Source organism: Saccharothrix sp. CCNWYY140 (assembly GCF_037401995.1).
Classification (GTDB): domain Bacteria; phylum Actinomycetota; class Actinomycetes; order Mycobacteriales; family Pseudonocardiaceae; genus Actinosynnema.
On sequence record NZ_JBBEGC010000044.1, the window covers coordinates 1 to 16932 of the forward strand.

Here is a 16932-nt window from a genome sequence, read left to right on the forward strand (position 1 = left end):
GGCTGCACCTGGGGAAATCTGTGGTAGCCCTTCGGGCGGGCCATACGGTGGGGGAACCGAGGCCCTCCACTTGTAGGAAACACCTACCGCGCTTCGCGCGCGCGAGAACCGCCGCTGCGCGGCGGATAACGCATTTGGCCGCACTGCCCCTGCCCGCCCGCGCCGAGCCATGCCAAGTCGCGCCCGCCGTACCAAGCCGTGCCACCGCGCCCGGTACGCCCGCTGGCCCCGCCGCGCCCAGCCCCGCAGCCGCTCGCGCCCCCGCCGTGCCCAGCCCCCCGCTGTGCCCGCCGTGACCAGGCGTGCTCGCCGCGCTCGGAGTCCAGTCGTTCCGTCCGATCGGAGGGCCGAACTGGACATATCGCCCACTAAAGCGCCGGGTTATGGTTGTCGCATGTCCAGCGAGGTCGCCCGCCCCCGCTTGAGCGTTGAGCGTCCGCGTGAGCGGGCTGACGCTGCGCGGAACCGTGCTCGGGTGCTGGCTGCCGCTGAGAAGGTGTTTGCTGAGGCCGGTGGGGCTGACGGTGTGACGATGGAGGACATCGCCAAAGCTGCTGGTGTTGGGCGGGCCACGCTCTACCGGCGGTATCCCGATACGGCCTCGATCGCCCAAGCCCTGTTGGACGAGCACGAGTCCGAGATCCAAGCGGGCATCTTGAGTGGGCCGCCGCCGTTGGGGGTGGGGGCCTTGCCGCATGAGCGGTTGGCGGCGTTCTACCGGGCCTTGGTCGGGTTGCTTGAGCGGCACCTGCATCTGGTGTTGGGGGCCGAGACCGGGCCGGCGCGGTATCGGACTGGGGTTTATGCGTTTTGGCGGCGGCACGTTGAGGTGTTGTTGGAGGAGGCTGGGGCGCCCAAGGAGTTGGCGGACACGTTGATGGCGCCGCTTGCCCCCGAGGTCTACCGGTACCAGCGGCAGACGCGTGGCTTCACGCCCGAGCAGGTCGCGGCCAACCTCGACTACCTCAGCCGGCGTGTTCTCGCAGGTAACGCGGAGGAACGCTAGCCGCCAGCCACACACCGTTCGCGCTCACGCGGAACTCGTGGCCGTCCGCGTGCATCGTCGCGGCGTCCACCTCCAGGACCACCGGCTTGCCGCGTCGTGAACCCACCCGGACGGCCGTGTCGATGGTCGCGGACAGGTGCACGTCGTGGCGGGACATGGGGCGTAGGCCCTCGTGCAGGATGTCGGGCAGGAACTTGGCGACTGTGCCGTGGTAGAGCACCGGAGGTGGCTCCACCACGGGGAGGTCGAGGTCTACGGCCACGGTGTGGCCCTGGTTGGCCCTGATCCGGCCGTTGGAGATGGTGAAGCGCTGCTTGTCGTTGCGCGCCACCACCTCGTGCACCTGCTCGTGGGTCGTGCCCAGTTTGCGGACGAACTCGTCCAGGTCGACCCAGCCCGCCGCGTCCAGGGTGAGCCCGAGTCGTTCGGGCTGGTGGCGGAGGTGTTTGGACATCCGCTTCGACAAGCGGATCACGTCTTTCTCTTCCATCGACGACAAGTGCAGCACGGGCGTGCGGATCAGGCCAGCGGGTTTCAGGTGCCGCCCTCGCTGGCGGGCTTGAGCTTGGGTGCGCCGGGGCCGTCGGAGGCTTGCGAGTCGTCGAAGTTGTGGAGGGTGCAACTGCGCAGTGACAGGCATCCGCAGCCGATGCACGAGGTCAGCCGGTCGCGCAGTCGGATCAGGGCGTCGATGCGGGCGTCCAGCTCGCTCTGCCAGTGCGTGGACAGCCTGCTCCAGTCGGACTTCGTGGGCGTCCGGTTGTCCGGCAGCGTCGCCAGGGCGTCGTGCACGTCCTCCAGGCTCAGGCCAACGCGCTGCGCGGTGCGGATGAACGCTAGCCGGCGCAACACGGAGCGCGCGTAGCGGCGCTGGTTGCCCGCCGTGCGCTCGGAGTGGATCAGGCCGCGTTCCTCGTAGAACCGCAGCGCGGTGTGCGGCACGCCGCTGCGCTCGGCCACCTGGCCGATGGTCAACATCTCGGGCAACTTGCTCACCGGTCCAGCCTAGTGCTTGACCTCGACCTAAGTCGAAGTTGTTGGCTGGTTGCCATGTCAGTAGGGGAGAAGCTGGGCTTCGCGGACATCCCCGCGTTGTTCGAGCGGATGACCGGGGACGAGAAGCACGAGTGGGCCGCCGCGTCCACGCTGCACGTGCTGTGGGTGCTCTACGACCGGGTGCTGGACGTGTCGCCGGAGCGGGTCGACGACCCGGACCGCGACCGGTTCCTGCTCTCGAAGGGGCACGGGCCGATGGCGTACTACGCCGTGTTGGCTGCCAAGGGGTTCATCGAACCGTCCATTTTGGACGACTGGACGTCGTGGGACTCGCCGCTGGGCCAGCACCCGGACCGCGTGCTGGTGCCGGGGGTGGAGATCAGCAGCGGGTCGCTCGGGCACGGGCTGCCGATCGCCGTCGGGCAGGCCGTGGGGTTGCGGTTGCAGGGGCGGTCGGCGCGGGTGTTCGTGCTGGTGGGTGACGCCGAGCTGGACGAGGGCAGCAACCACGAGGCGATCGCGCTGGCCGGACGTCTGGGGCTGGACAACCTGACCGTCGTGGTGGTGGACAACGAGTCCGGCACCCACGGGTGGCCGGGCGGGGTGGCGGCGCGGTTCGCCGTCGAGGGCTGGGCGACGTCCACAGTGGACGGACGTGACCAGGGTGCGTTGTACGAGGCGTTCACGGGGGATCATGCGGGCCGTCCGCTGGTCGTGGTGGCGAGGGTGGTGGGGTCGTGAAGACGATGCGCGAGGTGTTCGCGGAGACCGTGCAGGACGTCATGGCGGACGACCCGCGGGTGGCGGTGGTGATCGCGGAGATCTCCCGCGACGCCTTCCGACCGTCGCCGCGGGTGGTCAACGTCGGCATCCGGGAGCAGGCGATGGTCGGTGTCGGCAGCGGCCTTGCCCTGACCGGGATGCGGCCGGTCGTGCACTCCTACGCGCCGTTCCTGGTCGAGCGGCCGTTCGAGCAGATCAAGCTGGACTTCGGGCACCAGGGCGTCGGGGGCGTGCTGGTGAGCATCGGCGGTTCCTACGACGACCCGGTGTGGGGGCGGACGCACCAGGCGCCGGGCGACGTGGCGCTGTTCGACACGCTGCCGGGGTGGCGGGTGCAGGTGCCCGGTCACCCGGACGAGGTCGAGCCGCTGGTGCGCGCGGCGCTGGCCGCCGACGACCTGCGCTACCTGCGGTTGTCGTTGCGGCGGAACAGCATGGCGTTCCCGGTGGTCGAGGGGTTCACCGCGGTGCGCCGGGGGTCGAGCGGGGTGGTCGTGGCCGTGGGGCCGGTGCTCGACCGGGTGCTGGAGGCGACGGCGGACCTGGACGTGACGGTCCTGTACGCCACCACGATCCGGCCGTTCGACGGGGCGGGGCTGCGCGCGGCGGTGGCGGCGTCGCGGCCGGACGTCCTGCTGGTCGAGCCGTACCTGGAGGGCACGTCGGCGCACCTGGCGTCGGAGGCGCTGGCCGACATCCCGCACCGGCTGCGGTCGTTGGGGGTGCGGCGGGACGCCGAGCTGCGGGCGTACGGGACGCCGGAGGACCACGACGCGGCCCACGACCTGGACACCCTGGGCATCGCCGCCGCCGCACGCCGCCTGTTCACCCATCCGGTGGCCGCCTGAGGGAACTGGTCGGGTGCTCGGAGGTCGCAACCGACACCCGACCAGCTCGGCCAGGTATCCGCGGCAGGCACTTTCCGGGAGGCTGCCCGCCGCCTGCGCGGTGCCACGTGAGCGGGGGTGTCGTACCGGGCTGGGACAATGAGCCCCAGGGGGCGCTTCAGCCGGAATGTCGTACCGCGGTGGGAGAATGAGCCCCGGGGCGCTTCGGGCCGGATGTCGTACCCCCGTGGGACAATGGAGTCGGGGGCCGGAGGCCGGGGGAGTCGGGGGCCGGAGGCCGGGGGAGTCGGGGGCCGGAGGCCGGGGGAGTCGGGGGCCGGAGGCCGGGGGAGTCGAGGGCCGGAGGCCGGGCCGGAAAGCGTGTGTCGGGCGGCCGGCTCGGGGTGGACTGCGGCATGATCTCCCTTCGTGAGCGTGCCGAGAACCCTGATCTGGACACCCACGCCGACCGCCGAGTTGCAGCTCGCCCTGCACCGCGCCGTCGCGGGGCCGGCCGCCCTGGTGCCGGTGGCTTCCGGGACGGTGTTGTTGCCGCGGCGGCAGATCGGGTTCACGGATGCGGCCAAGCTCGCCGCGCAGGTGCGGGACGTCGGTGACCGGGCGTTGCTCGTGCGGTGGGCCGGGGAGGCCGTGCTCTGGTCGGACGGGGTGGGGGCCGGGTTCAGCGGGCACGCTCGGCGGTTGGTCGGGACGCTCACGTGGTGGCGGGTGAAGGCCGAGCCGGGGGTGCTCGACCTGCCGGGGGACGTGGCCGAGGTCAAGGCGCTGGTGGACCAGGGGCGGGCCGACACGTGGGTCACCGCGTTGCCCGACCGGGCCGGGTTGCCGATCGGCACGGTGCTGCCCGTGGTACCGGTGACGCAGGGCGGGTCGCCGTTGGCCTAGCCTGGTGGGCGTGGCACGAGTCGTCGTACTGGACTACGGATCAGGCAACCTCCGCTCCGCCGAACGCGCCCTCCAGCGCGTGGGCGCGACCGTCGAGGTCACGTCCGACCATCGCGCGGCGCTCGACGCGGACGGCCTCCTGGTCCCCGGCGTGGGCGCGTACGCCGCCTGCATGGCCGGGCTGAACGCCGTCAAGGGCGGCCGGATCATCGGGGAGCGGCTGGCCGGCGGTCGGCCGGTGCTGGGCATCTGCGTCGGCATGCAGATCCTGTTCGAGCGCGGCATCGAGCACGGCGTGCTCACCGAGGGCTGCGGCGAGTGGCCGGGCACGGTGGAGCGGCTGGAAGCGCCGATCGTGCCGCACATGGGCTGGAACACGGTCCGCGCGCCCGAGGACACCAAGCTCTTCGCCGGGCTCGACCCCGACACCCGCTTCTACTTCGTCCACTCCTACGCCGTGCGCAAGTGGGAGCTGGAGGCCTCCGAGGTCATCCGCCCGCCCCTGGTCACCTGGGCCACGCACGGCGACGACGACTTCGTCGCCGCGGTGGAGAACGGGCCGCTGTGGGCCACCCAGTTCCACCCGGAGAAGTCCGGCGACGCCGGCGCCCAGCTGCTGGAGAACTGGCTGAAGAGCTTTTGACCCCGTTCACCCTGACGGACTTCCGCACCGTGTTCGGCGACGGCTCGGTGCGGGTCCTGCTGGACTGGGACGCGCTCGTCGGGTGCGAGGTCGACCTGCGGGTGAGCCGGTCCCGGGACCTGCTGGGCGGGCTGTTCACGGTCTGGTACGCGGGCGGCGCCGAGTTCGACGCGGACGACGCCCGACCGCTGCGGGTCCGGGACGCGGTCGACGAGCGGCCGGACCGGATCGCGGCGATCGAGGCGTCGTTGCGCGCCGCGGACCGGCCGGTGCAGCTCACCCTGCCCGTCTACGCCCTGCCCGGCGCCGGCCACCTGCTGCTGGACGCCACGCACCGCTCGGTCGCGGCGTTCCGCAGCGGGCTGCCGGTGCGGCTGCTGCTGTTCGCGCTGCACGGCCCGCTGGACCCGGCGGTGCTGCCGGACCTGCGCCACCACGCCGCTACTCCTCCTCCGCGCTGACCTCCGGGTAGCGCACGGCGGCCCGCCGCATCGCCAGGTCGAAGGCGACGTTGCGCACCGCGTACCACCGCTCGGCCTGCCGCAGCCGGATGGCCTGGCGCAGCGCGATCACGATCGCCACCACGCACACCGCCACCACGACCAGCCGGAACGCCACCGGCAGCCGGGGGAACACCAGCGCCTCGACGGCCGCGAGCACGAACGGCAGGGCCGTCGCCACCAGGATGTTGATCTCGATCTCCATCGAGTCGACGTTCAGCACGGGCGAGAAGCGGCGCAGCCACAGCTTGTTGTACTCGAACGCGTGCACGCTGCCGTCGCCCTGGTGCGCGCCGCCGGCGGGCAGCTTCACCTCGACCCCGTCGGCGTCGGTGTGCGCGAGCGGCGGGTGCAGGTCGGTCAGCTCGTCGGTGATCTCGTCGCCCAGCACGTGCCGCACCCGCCCGAGGTCGGACCGGACCGGTCGGCCGCGCCGCCGCGCGATCCGCGCGCTGATCCGCTCGACGCGCCCGGTGAGCGCGAAGCCGATCGCCCGAGTCACGTAGCCGATGACGAAGCTCGCCCCGATGCCCAGCGCGGCGAACAGGATCGCGCCGCCGCCCTGCACCTTCGCCAGCACGGACAGCAGGAACGTCACGTCGTGACCCGGGTGCGGGTAGAAGTGCACGCCCAGCATGGTCAGCTCGGTCAGCGCGACCGCACCGGGCAGGATCACGCTGGTGAGCTGGAGCACGAGGTAGTGGGTGAGCCGGCCGGCCGTGTTGCCGCCGGCGGACGCTAATCCGCTGATCGGGTCCATCGGGGGACACGCTAGGGCCGCGCGCGGTCGGGGTGCATCGGCCGCACGGGGGTCCTGTCCTGCGCCGACCAGCGGCAACTAGGCTGTTCGCGTGACTTTCACGCTGCTTCCGGCCGTCGACGTGGCCGACGGCCAGGCCGTCCGACTCGTGCAGGGCGAAGCCGGTACCGAGACCCACTACGGCTCACCCCTGGACGCCGCCCTCGCCTGGCAGCGCGACGGGGCCGAGTGGGTGCACCTGGTGGACCTCGACGCCGCGTTCGGGCGGGGCGGCAACCGGGAGCTGCTGGCCCGGGTCGTGGGCGAGCTGGACGTCAAGGTGGAGCTGTCCGGCGGCATCCGGGACGACGCGTCGCTGGCCGCCGCGCTGTCCACCGGGTGCGCGCGGGTCAACCTGGGCACCGCCGCGCTGGAGGACCCGGTGTGGTGCGCCAAGGCCATCGCCGAGCACGGCGACCGGATCGCGGTCGGCCTGGACGTCCGGATCACCGCCGAGGGCCACCGCGTGGCGGCTCGGGGCTGGACCAAGGACGGCGGCGACCTGTGGGAGGTGCTCGACCGGCTCGACCGGGACGGGTGCGCCCGTTACGTCGTCACCGACGTGAGCAAGGACGGCACGCTCACCGGCCCGAACGTGGACCTGCTGCGCGAGGTGTGCGCGCGGACCGACGCGCCGGTCATCGCCTCCGGCGGGGTGTCCAGTGTGGACGACCTGGTGGCCCTGGCCGCCCTGTCCCGCGATGGTGTCGAGGGCGCGATCGTGGGCAAGGCGCTGTACGCGGGGGCGTTCACGCTCCCGGACGCGCTTGCCGCGGTGCGTTGACCGCCCGCTCGAACTCCGCGACGACGTAGGCCTCCGCGGCGGCCTTGGTGATGCCGGTCGTGGCCATCACCTTGGCCGCCGTGCAGTCCTGTTCGGACAGCAGGCCCAGCAGCACGTGCTCGGTGCCCACGAACGTGTGACCCAGGCGCAGGGCCTCCCGCACCGCCAGCTCCAAGGCCTTCTTGCACCCCGCGCTGAACGGTTGCGGGTCGGGCCGCTCGCGGCTGGTGTGGTCCAGCGCGTTGAGCGTGGCCAGGCGGGTGGTGCCCTCGGCGGCCTCCAGGCGGGCGATGGTCTTCGCGCCCAGGCCGCCGGACTCGTCCATCAGCCCCAGCAGCAGGTGTTCGGTGCCGATCCGCTCGCTGAACCGGGCGTGGTGGCGGGCCAGCACGACCACGCGCCGCGCCCGGTCGGTGTACCGGTCGAAGTTCGGCTTGAGGTCCGGGGACGGCCGGGGCACGAACCGCTTCTGGGCCGCCTGCTTGGTGACGCCGATGCTCTCGCCGATGTCGGTCCAGCTCGCGCCCGCGCGGCGGGCCTCGTCCACGAAGTGCCCGATCAGGTGATCGCCGAGCTCGTCCAGCTGGTCGCTCAGCTCGACGGCGGCGGTGAGCCGGGCGAGGGCTTCGGCGTGCTCCTGCGCGACGGTGACGATGAGGTCCGTCAACTGGACGGGTGCGGTGACCACCCGTCAACTCTAGGTTGACGCTGTGGACCGGGTCAACCTCAGGTTGACGGCACGATCGCGATGCCCACGGTCCCGTTCTTGCCGCGCCGCAGCTTGCTGCCGAACACGGTCACCTTGCCGAACAGCCCGTACTTGCGGCCGATCAGGTGCCGCACCCGGTCGCTCCCGGTCTCGTCCAGCAGTCGGGCCTGCGCCTTGACCGCCGTGCCGGTCGGGTTGCCCCTGAGGTCGCACGGCGCGACCTCGACGTCCCCGGCGCGCCGGATGCGCTTGACCTTGCCGGAGTCCACCGGCGTCCACACGAAGAGCGTGTCGGCCTCGCCCACCACCCACAGCGGCGTGGGGACCGGGGTGCCGTCCTTGCGGAACGTCGTCAGCAGCAGGTACTTCGCGTCGGCGAGGCTCATGCCGGTCAACCTAACCCCACCGACGGCAACGGCCCCGCTCCCACGGGGGGAACGGGGCCGTTCGAGCCGGGGTTCAGCTCAGAGCGCCACGACGTTGGTCGCCTGCGGGCCCTTGGCGCCCTGGCCGACGTCGAAGGACACGCGCTGGTTCTCCTCCAGGCTGCGGTAGCCGCCGCCCTGGATCTCCGAGTAGTGCACGAACACGTCAGCGCCGCCGTCCTCGGGGGCGATGAAGCCGAAGCCCTTCTCGGAGTTGAACCACTTCACGGTGCCGTTGGCCATACTATTTCTCTCCTCATGGGTAAAACCGGTGTGGCAAGTGCCACCACCGTGGTCGCTTCAAGTGAGGGAGATCCCGGGAAAGTCCGGAGAAAACCACACGCTCGAACAACGTTTCGCGAGCGTGGATGACACGGACACAAAACCGACGACCTCTTACAGTGAACCACACGGCGGCCCTCCGCGTCGCGTCCGGGCGCAGGATGTGACCCAGGACGCCCGTTCCGGGTGTACGCACACCCCCGGCGGACGCCCTGTGACCCGGCCGTAGGCTTTGGCCCATGTCAGTCGCGGTGCGCGTGATCCCCTGCCTGGACGTCGACCGGGGACGGGTGGTGAAGGGCGTGAACTTCACCAACCTCGTCGACGCGGGCGACCCGGTGGAGCTGGCCCGCGCCTACGACGCCGAGGGCGCCGACGAGCTGACCTTCCTCGACGTCACCGCCTCCTCCTCCGACCGCGAGACCACCTTCGACGTGGTCCGCCGCACCGCCGAGCAGGTGTTCATCCCGCTCACCGTCGGTGGCGGCGTGCGCACCCCGGAGGACGTGGACAAGCTGCTGCGAGCCGGCGCGGACAAGGTCGGCGTCAACACCGCCGCCATCGCCCGCCCGGAGCTGCTCAAGCAGCTGTCCGAGCGGTTCGGGGCGCAGTGCATCGTGCTGTCCGTGGACGCCCGGCGCGTCCCCGAGGGCGAGAAGCCGACTCCGTCCGGGTTCGAGGTCACCACGCACGGCGGGCGCAAGGGCACCGGCATCGACGCCGTCGAGTGGGCGGCGCGGGGCCAGGAGCTGGGCGTCGGCGAGATCCTGCTCAACTCGATGGACGCCGACGGCACCAAGGCGGGCTTCGACCTGGAGCTGATCGAGCTGGTGCGCAAGGTCGTGGACGTCCCGCTGATCGCCAGCGGCGGCGCGGGCACGGTCGACCACTTCCCGCCCGCCATCGCGGCCGGCGCGGACGCGGTGCTGGCGGCCAGCGTGTTCCACTTCGGCACGCTGCGCATCGGCGAGGTCAAGCAGTCGCTGCGCGACGCCGGCGTGGAGGTGCGCTGACGTGCGCAACAGTCCCATCGAGGCGTTCCTCGGCACCCTGGTCGGCGCGGTCGGCGGCGCGTTGTTCGTGCTGGAGGGCCTGATCCGCTGGCAGAGCACCGGTGACGGGGTGTGGATCAGGTTCCCGCTGATCGTCCTGGTGCTCGAACTGATCGCCGTGGCCGGGCTCATCGCCCGCTTCCGGCCCGCGCGGCTGACCGCCGTGCTGATCTACGGCCTGATCGGCCTGGTGCACCTGCTGGCCGTGCTCAGCGAGGGACCGGTGTGGGTGCGTGTGCTGTCGGCCGTGCTGTCCGCGCTGCACGTCTTCGGCATGGTGGTCCTCAACATGAAGCCCGCGCGTGAGCACTTCGGAGGAGTTCGGTGACCAGCGCGCTTGACCCGACGATCGCCGCACGCCTCAAGCGCACCCCGGACGGCCTCGTGTGCGCGGTGGCGCAGCGCAAGGGCACCGGCGAGGTGCTGATGGTCGCGTGGATGGACGACGAGGCCCTGCACCGCACCCTGACGACCCGCCGCGCCACCTACTACTCGCGCAGCCGCCAGCAGCTGTGGGTCAAGGGCGAGACCTCGGGGCACACGCAGTACGTGCACGAGGTGCGGCTGGACTGCGACGGCGACACCCTGCTGCTGGTCGTGGACCAGGTCGGCGCGGCCTGCCACACCGGCGACCGGACGTGCTTCGACTCCACGGTCCTGCTCGCCGACGAGCCCGTCAGCTGATGTCGCCGGTCAGGTAGCGCTGGAGGTTCGGCGCGACCGCCTTGACCATCGTCTCCACGTCCGCCGAGGCCAGCGGCTCGAACTTCACCACGTACCGGACCATGCCCATGCCGAAGATCTGGCTGGCGGCCAGCGTGGCGCGCAGTTCGGGCCGGTCCTCGGTGCCGATGCCCGCGACGACCTTCTTGAGCAGGGTGTGCACGAAGAAGTCGCGCAGCACGTCGGCGACCTGCTCGTGCGCGGTGACGCTGCGCATGAGCGCCGCGAACTGACCGCCGCCGATCGGGTCCCACACGCCGAGGAACGTGCGCACGATCCGCTCCCCGATCTCCTCCCGCGGTCCACCCTCCAGCAGGTGCGTGACCAGCGTGTTCGGGTCGATCGGGACTTGCAGGACGGCCTTGGCGAACAGGCCCTCCTTGCCGCCGAACCAGTGGTTGACCATCGCCGCGTCCACGCCCGCGCGCGACGCGATGGACCGCACGGTCGCGCCCTCGTAGCCGCGTTGCATGAACACCTCGCGCGCCGCGGCGAGCAGCGCGGCCTTGGTGTCCTCGCCGCCCGCGCGGCGGCCCCGGCGTTTGGGTTCGGCCTGTTGCGTGCCTTCGTTCACCCCTCCATCATGAGTGGCGCGCGCAAGTTTTTCAACGTGTGCTGAATTCGATGCCGCTCGTGGGACGCCGGCGACCACACGGCAGAATGTCCTCATGGTGAGCGTGATCGGTGCAGGCGCGGGGCTGGGCGAGGTCAGCCCGACGCGCGAGGAGTTCCGCGAACTCGCCGCGCAGCGGCGGGTCATCCCCGTCGTGCGCCGGCTGCTCGCGGACGCGGAGACCCCCGTCGGCCTGTACCGCAAGCTCGCGGCCGACCGGCCCGGCACGTTCCTGTTCGAGTCCGCCGAGAACGGCCGCTCCTGGTCGCGCTGGTCGTTCGTCGGCGCCCGCTGCGCCGGCGCCCTGACCGCGACCGGCGGCGAGGCGTACTGGACCGGCCAGCACCCGGTGGGCCTGCCCGAGGGCGGCGACCCGCTGCTGGCGCTGCGCGAGACCATCGAGGTGCTGCGCACCGACCCGCTGCCCGGCCTGCCCCCGCTGACCGGCGGCATGGTCGGCTACATCGGCTACGACGCCGTGCGCCGCCTGGAGCGGCTGCCGTCGCTGGCCGAGGACGACCTGAAGGTCCCCGAGCTGGTCATGATGCTGGCCACCGACCTGGCCGCCCTGGACCACCACGAGGGCACGGTCACGCTCATCGCCAACGCCATCAACTGGGACGACAGCCCCGAGCGGGTGGACGCCGCCTACGACGACGCCGTGGCCCGCCTGGACCGCATGACCCTCGACCTCCAGGCCGCCGCGCCGCCCACCGTGGCCGTGTTCTCGCGCCCGAAGCCGGAGTTCGTGCGCCGCCGGTCGCAGCAGGAGCACTACGCGGTCGTGGAGAAGGCCAAGGAGGCCATCCGCGCGGGCGAGGCGTTCCAGGTCGTGCTGTCGCAGCGGTTCGAGATGCGCACCACCGCCGACCCGCTGGACATCTACCGCGTCCTGCGCACGTCCAACCCCAGCCCGTACATGTACCTGCTGCGGCTGGACGACTTCGACATCGTCGGGTGCAGCCCCGAGTCCCTGGTGACCGTGCGGGACGGCAAGGCCACCACGCACCCCATCGCGGGCACCCGCTGGCGGGGCGTGGACGCCGAGGAGGACGCGCTGCTGGAGAAGGACCTACTGGCCGACCAGAAGGAGCGCGCCGAGCACCTCATGCTGGTCGACCTGGGCCGCAACGACCTGGGCCGGGTGTGCAAGCCGGGCTCGGTGACCGTGGTCGACTTCTTCAAGGTCGAGCGGTACAGCCACGTGATGCACATCGTGTCCACGGTCAGCGGCGAGCTGGCCGAGGGCAAGACGGCGTTCGACGCGGTGGCCGCGTGCTTCCCGGCGGGAACGCTGTCGGGTGCGCCCAAGCCGCGCGCGATGGAGCTGATCGAGGAGCTGGAGCCCACGCGGCGCGGCCTGTACGGCGGGGTCGTGGGCTACCTGGACTTCGCCGGCGACGCCGACACCGCGATCGCCATCCGCACCGCCCTGGTGCGCGACGGCGTGGCGTACGTGCAGGCCGGCGGCGGCATCGTGGCCGACTCCGACCCGGTCGCCGAGGACAACGAGTGCCTGAACAAGGCGGGCGCGGTGCTGTCGGCGATCGCCACGGCGGGGACCATGTCGCAGTCGGTGGACTCGGCGCGTGTCTGATCGCGGGGAACCGGCGCGGCGTCCACTGTGGATCGTGGTCGTCCTGCTGGTGCTGGGCGCGGTGGCGCTGTGGGGTTCCTCGGGCATGACCTGGGGCGCGACCCGGCTCGACGCCCAGGCCAGTGGGGCCGAAGTGTCGCCCGCGCTGCTTCCTACGGCGGTGCTCAGCGCCGCAGCGATCGCCGCCGTGGTGGCGCTGGGCGGCTGGGTTCGGCGGCTGGTGGGCGTCGTGCTGGTGCTGGCGGGAGTCGCGGTGGGGTTCACGACTGTGGCCGCCGGACCGCCTGTGGCCGCGTTGTCGGTGGCGCTGGTGGGCACGTTGTGCGTGGTGGGCGCCGGTGTGGTGCTCGTGCTGCGCGGTGGGGCCATGCCGCGCCTGGGCGGCGGCTACCAGACGCCCGGCGCGGCCAAGAAGTCCACCGACCCCGAACGCGAGATGTGGAACGCCTTGGAACGCGGCGACGATCCCACGGAGCGGGACTGACCCCGCAGCTGCGCACGTTGGCGCACGTGGGCCCCGAACAGCCTCGGTCATCTGCGCGAACCCGAACACCCCGGTGGCGGGAAGCGGTTCATGCCGGGGTTAGCATCCTTCTGGCGGGAAGGGGAGCATGACGTGCGGGAGCTTGCGAGCGCGAAGGACTGGTTGACCGCCGCCCAAGGCGGCAATGGGACGACTGTCGCCGGCAGCGGCGGACCCAAGACGACGGACACGGGCGAGGTGCTCGGATGACCGTTCTCGAGTCGATCATCGAGGGCGTCCGCGAAGATCTCGCCGCGCGCGAGGCGGAACTGCCCTTCGACGTGCTGAGGGAGCGCGCGGCCAAGGTGCCCGCGCCGCTGGACGTGATGTCGATCCTGCGCTCGCCCGGGGTGGGTGTGATCGCCGAGGTCAAGCGGCGCAGCCCGTCCAAGGGAGCGCTGGCGGAGATCCCGGAGCCCGCGGAGCTGGCGGCGCAGTACGAGGCGGGTGGCGCGCGGGCGATCAGCGTGCTGACCGAGCAGCGGCGCTTCGGCGGGTCGCTGGCGGACTTCGACGCGGTGCGGGCCGCGGTGAACGTCCCGTTGCTGCGCAAGGACTTCATCGTCAGCCCGTACCAGGTGCACGAGGCGCGCCTGCACGGTGCGGACCTGGTGCTGCTGATCGTGGCCGCGCTGGAGCAGAACGCGCTGGTGTCGCTGCTGGACCGGGTCGAGTCGCTGGGCATGACCGCCCTGGTCGAGGTGCACACGGCCGAGGAGGCCGACCGGGCGCTGGAGGCGGGCGCGAGCGTCATCGGCGTCAACGCGCGGAATCTGCATACCCTGGAAGTGGACAAGGACGTCTTCGGGCGGATCGCGCCCGGACTGCCGTTCGAGACCATCAAGATCGCCGAGTCGGGGGTCACCGGACCGGGTGACCTCATGGCGTACGCGGGCGCCGGCGCGGACGCGGTGCTCGTCGGCGAGTCGCTGGTGACCAGCGGCGACCCCAAGGTCGCCGTGAACAAGCTGGTGACGGCGGGGTCGCACCCCGCGTGTCCCAGGCCCAGTAGGTAATCCCGGAGGAGTGCGCATGTCGCCTGGCCAGCTGGCCCCCACCCCCCACGACCCGGACGAGCACGGCCACTGGGGACGATGGGGTGGCCGGTACATGCCGGAGGCGCTCATCGCGGCGGTGGACGAGCTCGCCGCGTTCTACGAGAAGGCCCGGGTCGACCCGGACTTCCTGGACGAGTTCGCCCGGCTGCTGCGCGACTACGCCGGGCGGCCCTCGCTGCTCACCGAGGCGAAGAAGTTCGCGGAGCACGCCGGTGGGGCTCGGGTCTTCCTCAAGCGGGAAGACCTGAACCACACCGGTTCCCACAAGATCAACAACGTGCTGGGTCAGGCCCTGCTGACCAAGCGCATGGGCAAGAAGCGCGTCATCGCCGAGACCGGCGCCGGGCAGCACGGCGTCGCCACGGCGACCGCGTGCGCGTTGATGGGCTTGGACTGCGTCGTCTACATGGGCGAGGTGGACACCGAGCGGCAGGCGCTGAACGTGGCGCGCATGCGGCTGCTGGGCGCCGAGGTCATCCCCGTGAAGACGGGTTCGCGCACCCTCAAGGACGCCATCAACGAGGCCTTGCGCGACTGGGTGGCCAACGTCGACGACACGCACTACCTGCTGGGCACCGCGGCCGGGCCGCACCCGTTCCCGGTGCTGGTGCGCGACTTCCACCGGGTCATCGGCATCGAGGCGCGGGCGCAGGTGCTGGAGCAGGCCGGCCGCCTGCCCGACGTGGTCGCGGCGTGCGTGGGCGGCGGGTCCAACGCGATCGGCATCTTCCACGGGTTCATCGACGACCCGTCGGTGCGCCTGGTGGGCCTGGAGCCCGGCGGCGACGGCATCGACACCGACCGCCACGGCGCCACGCTGACCGTGGGCACGCCGGGTTCGCTGCACGGCGCGATGTCCTACGTGATGCAGGACGAGGACGGCCAGATCACCGAGGCGCACTCCATCTCGGCCGGTCTGGACTACCCGGGCGTCGGCCCGGAGCACGCCCACCTGAAGGACATCGGGCGGGCGGAGTACCGGCCGGTGACCGACGCGCAGGCGATGGAGGCGTTCGCGCTGCTGTCGCGCACGGAGGGCATCATCCCGGCGATCGAGTCGTCGCACGCGCTCGCCGGTGCGCTGGAACTGGGCCGCGAACTGGGTCCGGACGGTCTGATCGTGGTGAACCTGTCCGGCCGCGGCGACAAGGACATGGACACCGCGATCAAGTGGTTCGGACTGGGGGCTTCGTCGTGAGCGGTCTCTCTTCGGTTTTCGCGACCTGCCGCGACGAGCGCCGGGCGGCGCTGATCGGCTACCTGCCGGCGGGGTTCCCGTCGGTGGAGGGGTCGAAGGACGTGCTGCGGGCGATGGTGTCCTCCGGGTGCGACATCGTGGAGGTCGGCCTGCCGTACTCCGACCCGGTGATGGACGGCCCGACCATCCAGCGGGCTTCGGAGGAGGCGCTGCGGGGCGGGTTCCGGGTGCGGGACCTGTTCGGGGTGGTCGAGTCGGTGGCTTCGGCCGGTGGGCGTGCGGTCGTGATGACGTACTGGAACCCGGTGCTGCGGTACGGGGTGGATGCTTTCGCGCGTGACCTGGCGGCGGCCGGTGGTCTGGGCTTGATCACGCCGGACCTGGTGCCGGACGAGGCTGCGGAGTGGATGACGGCTTCGGAGGCGCACGGGTTGGACCGGATCTTCCTGGTCGCGCCTTCGTCCACGGAGGAGCGCATCGACCTGACGGCCAAGTCGTCCAGCGGCTTCCTGTACGCGACCTCGGTGATGGGCGTGACGGGGGCGCGCGATGTCGTGTCCTCGGCGGCTCCGGCGCTGGTCAAGCGGGTGCGGGAGCACACGTGGATGCCGGTGGCGGTCGGGCTGGGCGTCCGGTCGGGTGCTCAGGCGGCGGAGCTGGCGGCGTTCGCGGACGGTGTCATCGTGGGCTCGGCCTTCGTGTCGGCGGTGGCGGAAAACCGGGTGGCGGAGCTGACGGCGGAGCTGGCCGAGGGCGTCCGCCAGGTTCCCGCGCCGGCTTAGAACACACGTTCGAGTGAAGCTGTCCTGATCAGGGTAGATCACTGGTGGAATTGTCGGTGGGGACGGGCAAGCTGGCTTCGTGATCAAGCCAGCTTCCCTCCCGGCGTGCCACACTGGCAGGCGTCGGGCACCAACTGGAGGTGATGCGCCGTGGCGCTACCGGCCGACTACCTGCTGCCGCAGCACGGTGGCGACTGGACACTCGACGACGTCTTGGCGCTACCTGAAGACAGCTCGCAGCGCGTGGAACTCGTCGACGGGTCGCTCATCGTGAGCCCCCTCGGCACCCGCCGCCACCAGAGGCTCATCGGTGGCATCTACAAGGCGCTCGACGGTGCCTGTCCACCCGGCCACGAGGCCACCATCGAGCTGAACGTGGGGATGCCAGGCGGCAACCTGTTCATCCCCGACTTCACCGTGACGACATCACCCGAGGCGGAGGGCCTGCTCTGCCCGGCGGAGGACCTCCTCCTCGTCGGCGAGGTGTTGTCGCCGAGCACCCGGTTCAAGGACTACGGGATCAAGCGGCAGCGGTACGCGGCGGCCGGAGTGCCGTTCTACCTGCTCGTCGAACCCACAGGCCCGGTCGCGACGATGTTCGAACTCGAGAACGGCGAGTACGTCGAGACAGCGCGCAGCGAGGCGGGCGTCCTCAAGCTCGAACGACCCTTCCCGGTAACAATCGAGCTGTCGCCGTAGGGCGAACGGGCGCACCCACTACGGTGG

The 16932-nt window shown here is 71.5% G+C and carries 23 protein-coding genes; 16 read left to right on the plus strand and 7 right to left on the minus strand.

The genetic code is table 11. The features are described from left to right. Window positions 1–394: 394 nt before the first annotated feature. On the plus strand, window positions 395–1006 hold the full coding sequence (locus WBN91_RS20345; protein ID WP_346834038.1) for a TetR/AcrR family transcriptional regulator: 612 nt from the start codon (window positions 395–397) through the stop codon (window positions 1004–1006). Here WBN91_RS20345 and WBN91_RS20350 read toward each other — a convergent pair. Together WBN91_RS20350 and soxR are read right to left on the minus strand one after the other, a co-directional pair. Continuing rightward, the gene (locus tag WBN91_RS20350) at window positions 966–1496 is read right to left on the minus strand and encodes an RNA 2'-phosphotransferase (protein WP_337725084.1); all 531 of its coding nucleotides are present in this window, start codon (window positions 1494–1496) and stop codon (window positions 966–968) included. The two genes, WBN91_RS20345 and WBN91_RS20350, sit on opposite strands and share 41 nt — an antisense overlap. A gap of 44 nt (window positions 1497–1540) precedes the next feature. After that, complete coding sequence (gene soxR / locus WBN91_RS20355) at window positions 1541–1984, minus strand: redox-sensitive transcriptional activator SoxR (RefSeq protein WP_443217762.1); 444 nt, start codon at window positions 1982–1984, stop codon at window positions 1541–1543. 72 nt (window positions 1985–2056) lie between these two features. Here soxR and WBN91_RS20360 point away from each other — a divergent pair, with 72 nt between their 5' ends. From WBN91_RS20360 to WBN91_RS20380, 5 genes are all read left to right on the plus strand, one after another. Beyond that, window positions 2057–2743 carry a thiamine pyrophosphate-dependent enzyme gene (locus tag WBN91_RS20360; RefSeq protein ID WP_337725082.1) on the plus strand — a complete coding sequence of 229 codons (687 nt, stop codon included), beginning with the start codon at window positions 2057–2059 and terminating at the stop codon, window positions 2741–2743. A gap of 5 nt (window positions 2744–2748) precedes the next feature. After that, the gene (locus WBN91_RS20365) at window positions 2749–3633 is read left to right on the plus strand and encodes a transketolase family protein (protein WP_337725094.1); all 885 of its coding nucleotides are present in this window, start codon (window positions 2749–2751) and stop codon (window positions 3631–3633) included. A gap of 408 nt (window positions 3634–4041) precedes the next feature. Then, window positions 4042–4518 carry a hypothetical protein gene (locus WBN91_RS20370; RefSeq protein WP_337725081.1) on the plus strand — a complete coding sequence of 159 codons (477 nt, stop codon included), beginning with the start codon at window positions 4042–4044 and terminating at the stop codon, window positions 4516–4518. Window positions 4519–4528: 10 nt separating this feature from the next. Continuing rightward, window positions 4529–5161 (plus strand): imidazole glycerol phosphate synthase subunit HisH, encoded by a 633-nt coding sequence (gene hisH, locus WBN91_RS20375; RefSeq protein WP_337725080.1) that lies wholly within the window; start codon window positions 4529–4531, stop codon window positions 5159–5161. After that, the gene (locus WBN91_RS20380; RefSeq protein ID WP_337725079.1) at window positions 5158–5622 is read left to right on the plus strand and encodes a hypothetical protein; all 465 of its coding nucleotides are present in this window, start codon (window positions 5158–5160) and stop codon (window positions 5620–5622) included. Before hisH ends, WBN91_RS20380 begins: the two co-directional genes overlap by 4 nt. Here the strand turns inward: WBN91_RS20380 and WBN91_RS20385 are convergent. Continuing rightward, window positions 5603–6421 (minus strand): hypothetical protein, encoded by an 819-nt coding sequence (locus tag WBN91_RS20385; protein ID WP_337725078.1) that lies wholly within the window; start codon window positions 6419–6421, stop codon window positions 5603–5605. The two genes, WBN91_RS20380 and WBN91_RS20385, sit on opposite strands and share 20 nt — an antisense overlap. A 91-nt stretch (window positions 6422–6512) precedes the next feature. On the opposite strand from WBN91_RS20385, the gene priA reads away from it, so the two are divergent. Then, window positions 6513–7244, plus strand: coding sequence for a bifunctional 1-(5-phosphoribosyl)-5-((5-phosphoribosylamino)methylideneamino)imidazole-4-carboxamide isomerase/phosphoribosylanthranilate isomerase PriA (gene priA / locus WBN91_RS20390; RefSeq protein ID WP_337725077.1), 732 nt, complete (start codon window positions 6513–6515; stop codon window positions 7242–7244). Here the strand turns inward: priA and WBN91_RS20395 are convergent. The 3 genes from WBN91_RS20395 to cspE all read right to left on the minus strand — a co-directional run bounded on the left by WBN91_RS20395 (window position 7210) and on the right by cspE (window position 8621). Beyond that, window positions 7210–7932: a Clp protease N-terminal domain-containing protein gene (locus WBN91_RS20395; RefSeq protein WP_337725076.1), complete on the minus strand. Its 723-nt coding sequence runs from the start codon at window positions 7930–7932 to the stop codon at window positions 7210–7212. The genes priA and WBN91_RS20395 overlap by 35 nt on opposite strands. A gap of 38 nt (window positions 7933–7970) precedes the next feature. Continuing rightward, window positions 7971–8339 carry a PPOX class F420-dependent oxidoreductase gene (locus tag WBN91_RS20400; RefSeq protein ID WP_337725075.1) on the minus strand — a complete coding sequence of 123 codons (369 nt, stop codon included), beginning with the start codon at window positions 8337–8339 and terminating at the stop codon, window positions 7971–7973. A gap of 78 nt (window positions 8340–8417) precedes the next feature. Further along, window positions 8418–8621 carry a transcription antiterminator/RNA stability regulator CspE gene (gene cspE / locus WBN91_RS20405; RefSeq protein WP_121226921.1) on the minus strand — a complete coding sequence of 68 codons (204 nt, stop codon included), beginning with the start codon at window positions 8619–8621 and terminating at the stop codon, window positions 8418–8420. A 278-nt stretch (window positions 8622–8899) separates the two neighbouring features. Here cspE and hisF point away from each other — a divergent pair, with 278 nt between their 5' ends. Genes hisF through hisI form a run of 3 tightly spaced genes read left to right on the plus strand, consistent with a single transcriptional unit; the run spans window position 8900 to window position 10396 of the window. Next, window positions 8900–9673: an imidazole glycerol phosphate synthase subunit HisF gene (gene hisF, locus WBN91_RS20410; RefSeq protein ID WP_337725074.1), complete on the plus strand. Its 774-nt coding sequence runs from the start codon at window positions 8900–8902 to the stop codon at window positions 9671–9673. A gap of 1 nt (window position 9674) precedes the next feature. Continuing rightward, window positions 9675–10040 carry a hypothetical protein gene (locus WBN91_RS20415; RefSeq protein WP_337725073.1) on the plus strand — a complete coding sequence of 122 codons (366 nt, stop codon included), beginning with the start codon at window positions 9675–9677 and terminating at the stop codon, window positions 10038–10040. Next, window positions 10037–10396, plus strand: coding sequence for a phosphoribosyl-AMP cyclohydrolase (gene hisI, locus WBN91_RS20420; protein WP_337725072.1), 360 nt, complete (start codon window positions 10037–10039; stop codon window positions 10394–10396). The genes WBN91_RS20415 and hisI overlap by 4 nt, the downstream gene beginning before the upstream one ends. Here the strand turns inward: hisI and WBN91_RS20425 are convergent. Continuing rightward, on the minus strand, window positions 10389–11009 hold the full coding sequence (locus WBN91_RS20425; protein ID WP_337725071.1) for a TetR/AcrR family transcriptional regulator: 621 nt from the start codon (window positions 11007–11009) through the stop codon (window positions 10389–10391). The two genes, hisI and WBN91_RS20425, sit on opposite strands and share 8 nt — an antisense overlap. A 94-nt stretch (window positions 11010–11103) precedes the next feature. Here WBN91_RS20425 and WBN91_RS20430 point away from each other — a divergent pair, with 94 nt between their 5' ends. From WBN91_RS20430 to WBN91_RS20455, 6 genes are all read left to right on the plus strand, one after another. Next, window positions 11104–12645: an anthranilate synthase component I gene (locus WBN91_RS20430; protein ID WP_337725070.1), complete on the plus strand. Its 1542-nt coding sequence runs from the start codon at window positions 11104–11106 to the stop codon at window positions 12643–12645. Continuing rightward, the gene (locus WBN91_RS20435; RefSeq protein WP_337725069.1) at window positions 12638–13129 is read left to right on the plus strand and encodes a Trp biosynthesis-associated membrane protein; all 492 of its coding nucleotides are present in this window, start codon (window positions 12638–12640) and stop codon (window positions 13127–13129) included. The genes WBN91_RS20430 and WBN91_RS20435 overlap by 8 nt, the downstream gene beginning before the upstream one ends. 245 nt (window positions 13130–13374) lie before the next feature. Beyond that, a complete protein-coding gene (gene trpC, locus WBN91_RS20440) occupies window positions 13375–14184 on the plus strand; it encodes an indole-3-glycerol phosphate synthase TrpC (RefSeq protein WP_309116343.1) in 810 nt (269 codons plus the stop codon). A gap of 16 nt (window positions 14185–14200) precedes the next feature. Next, window positions 14201–15424, plus strand: a complete 1224-nt coding sequence (gene trpB, locus WBN91_RS20445) for a tryptophan synthase subunit beta (RefSeq protein WP_337725068.1) — start codon at window positions 14201–14203, stop codon at window positions 15422–15424. Then, window positions 15421–16206, plus strand: coding sequence for a tryptophan synthase subunit alpha (gene trpA / locus WBN91_RS20450; RefSeq protein ID WP_337725067.1), 786 nt, complete (start codon window positions 15421–15423; stop codon window positions 16204–16206). The genes trpB and trpA overlap by 4 nt, the downstream gene beginning before the upstream one ends. A 150-nt stretch (window positions 16207–16356) precedes the next feature. Beyond that, entirely contained in the window at window positions 16357–16905 is a 549-nt protein-coding gene (locus WBN91_RS20455) for a Uma2 family endonuclease (RefSeq protein WP_337725066.1), read from the plus strand. Window positions 16906–16932: the final 27 nt, after the last annotated feature.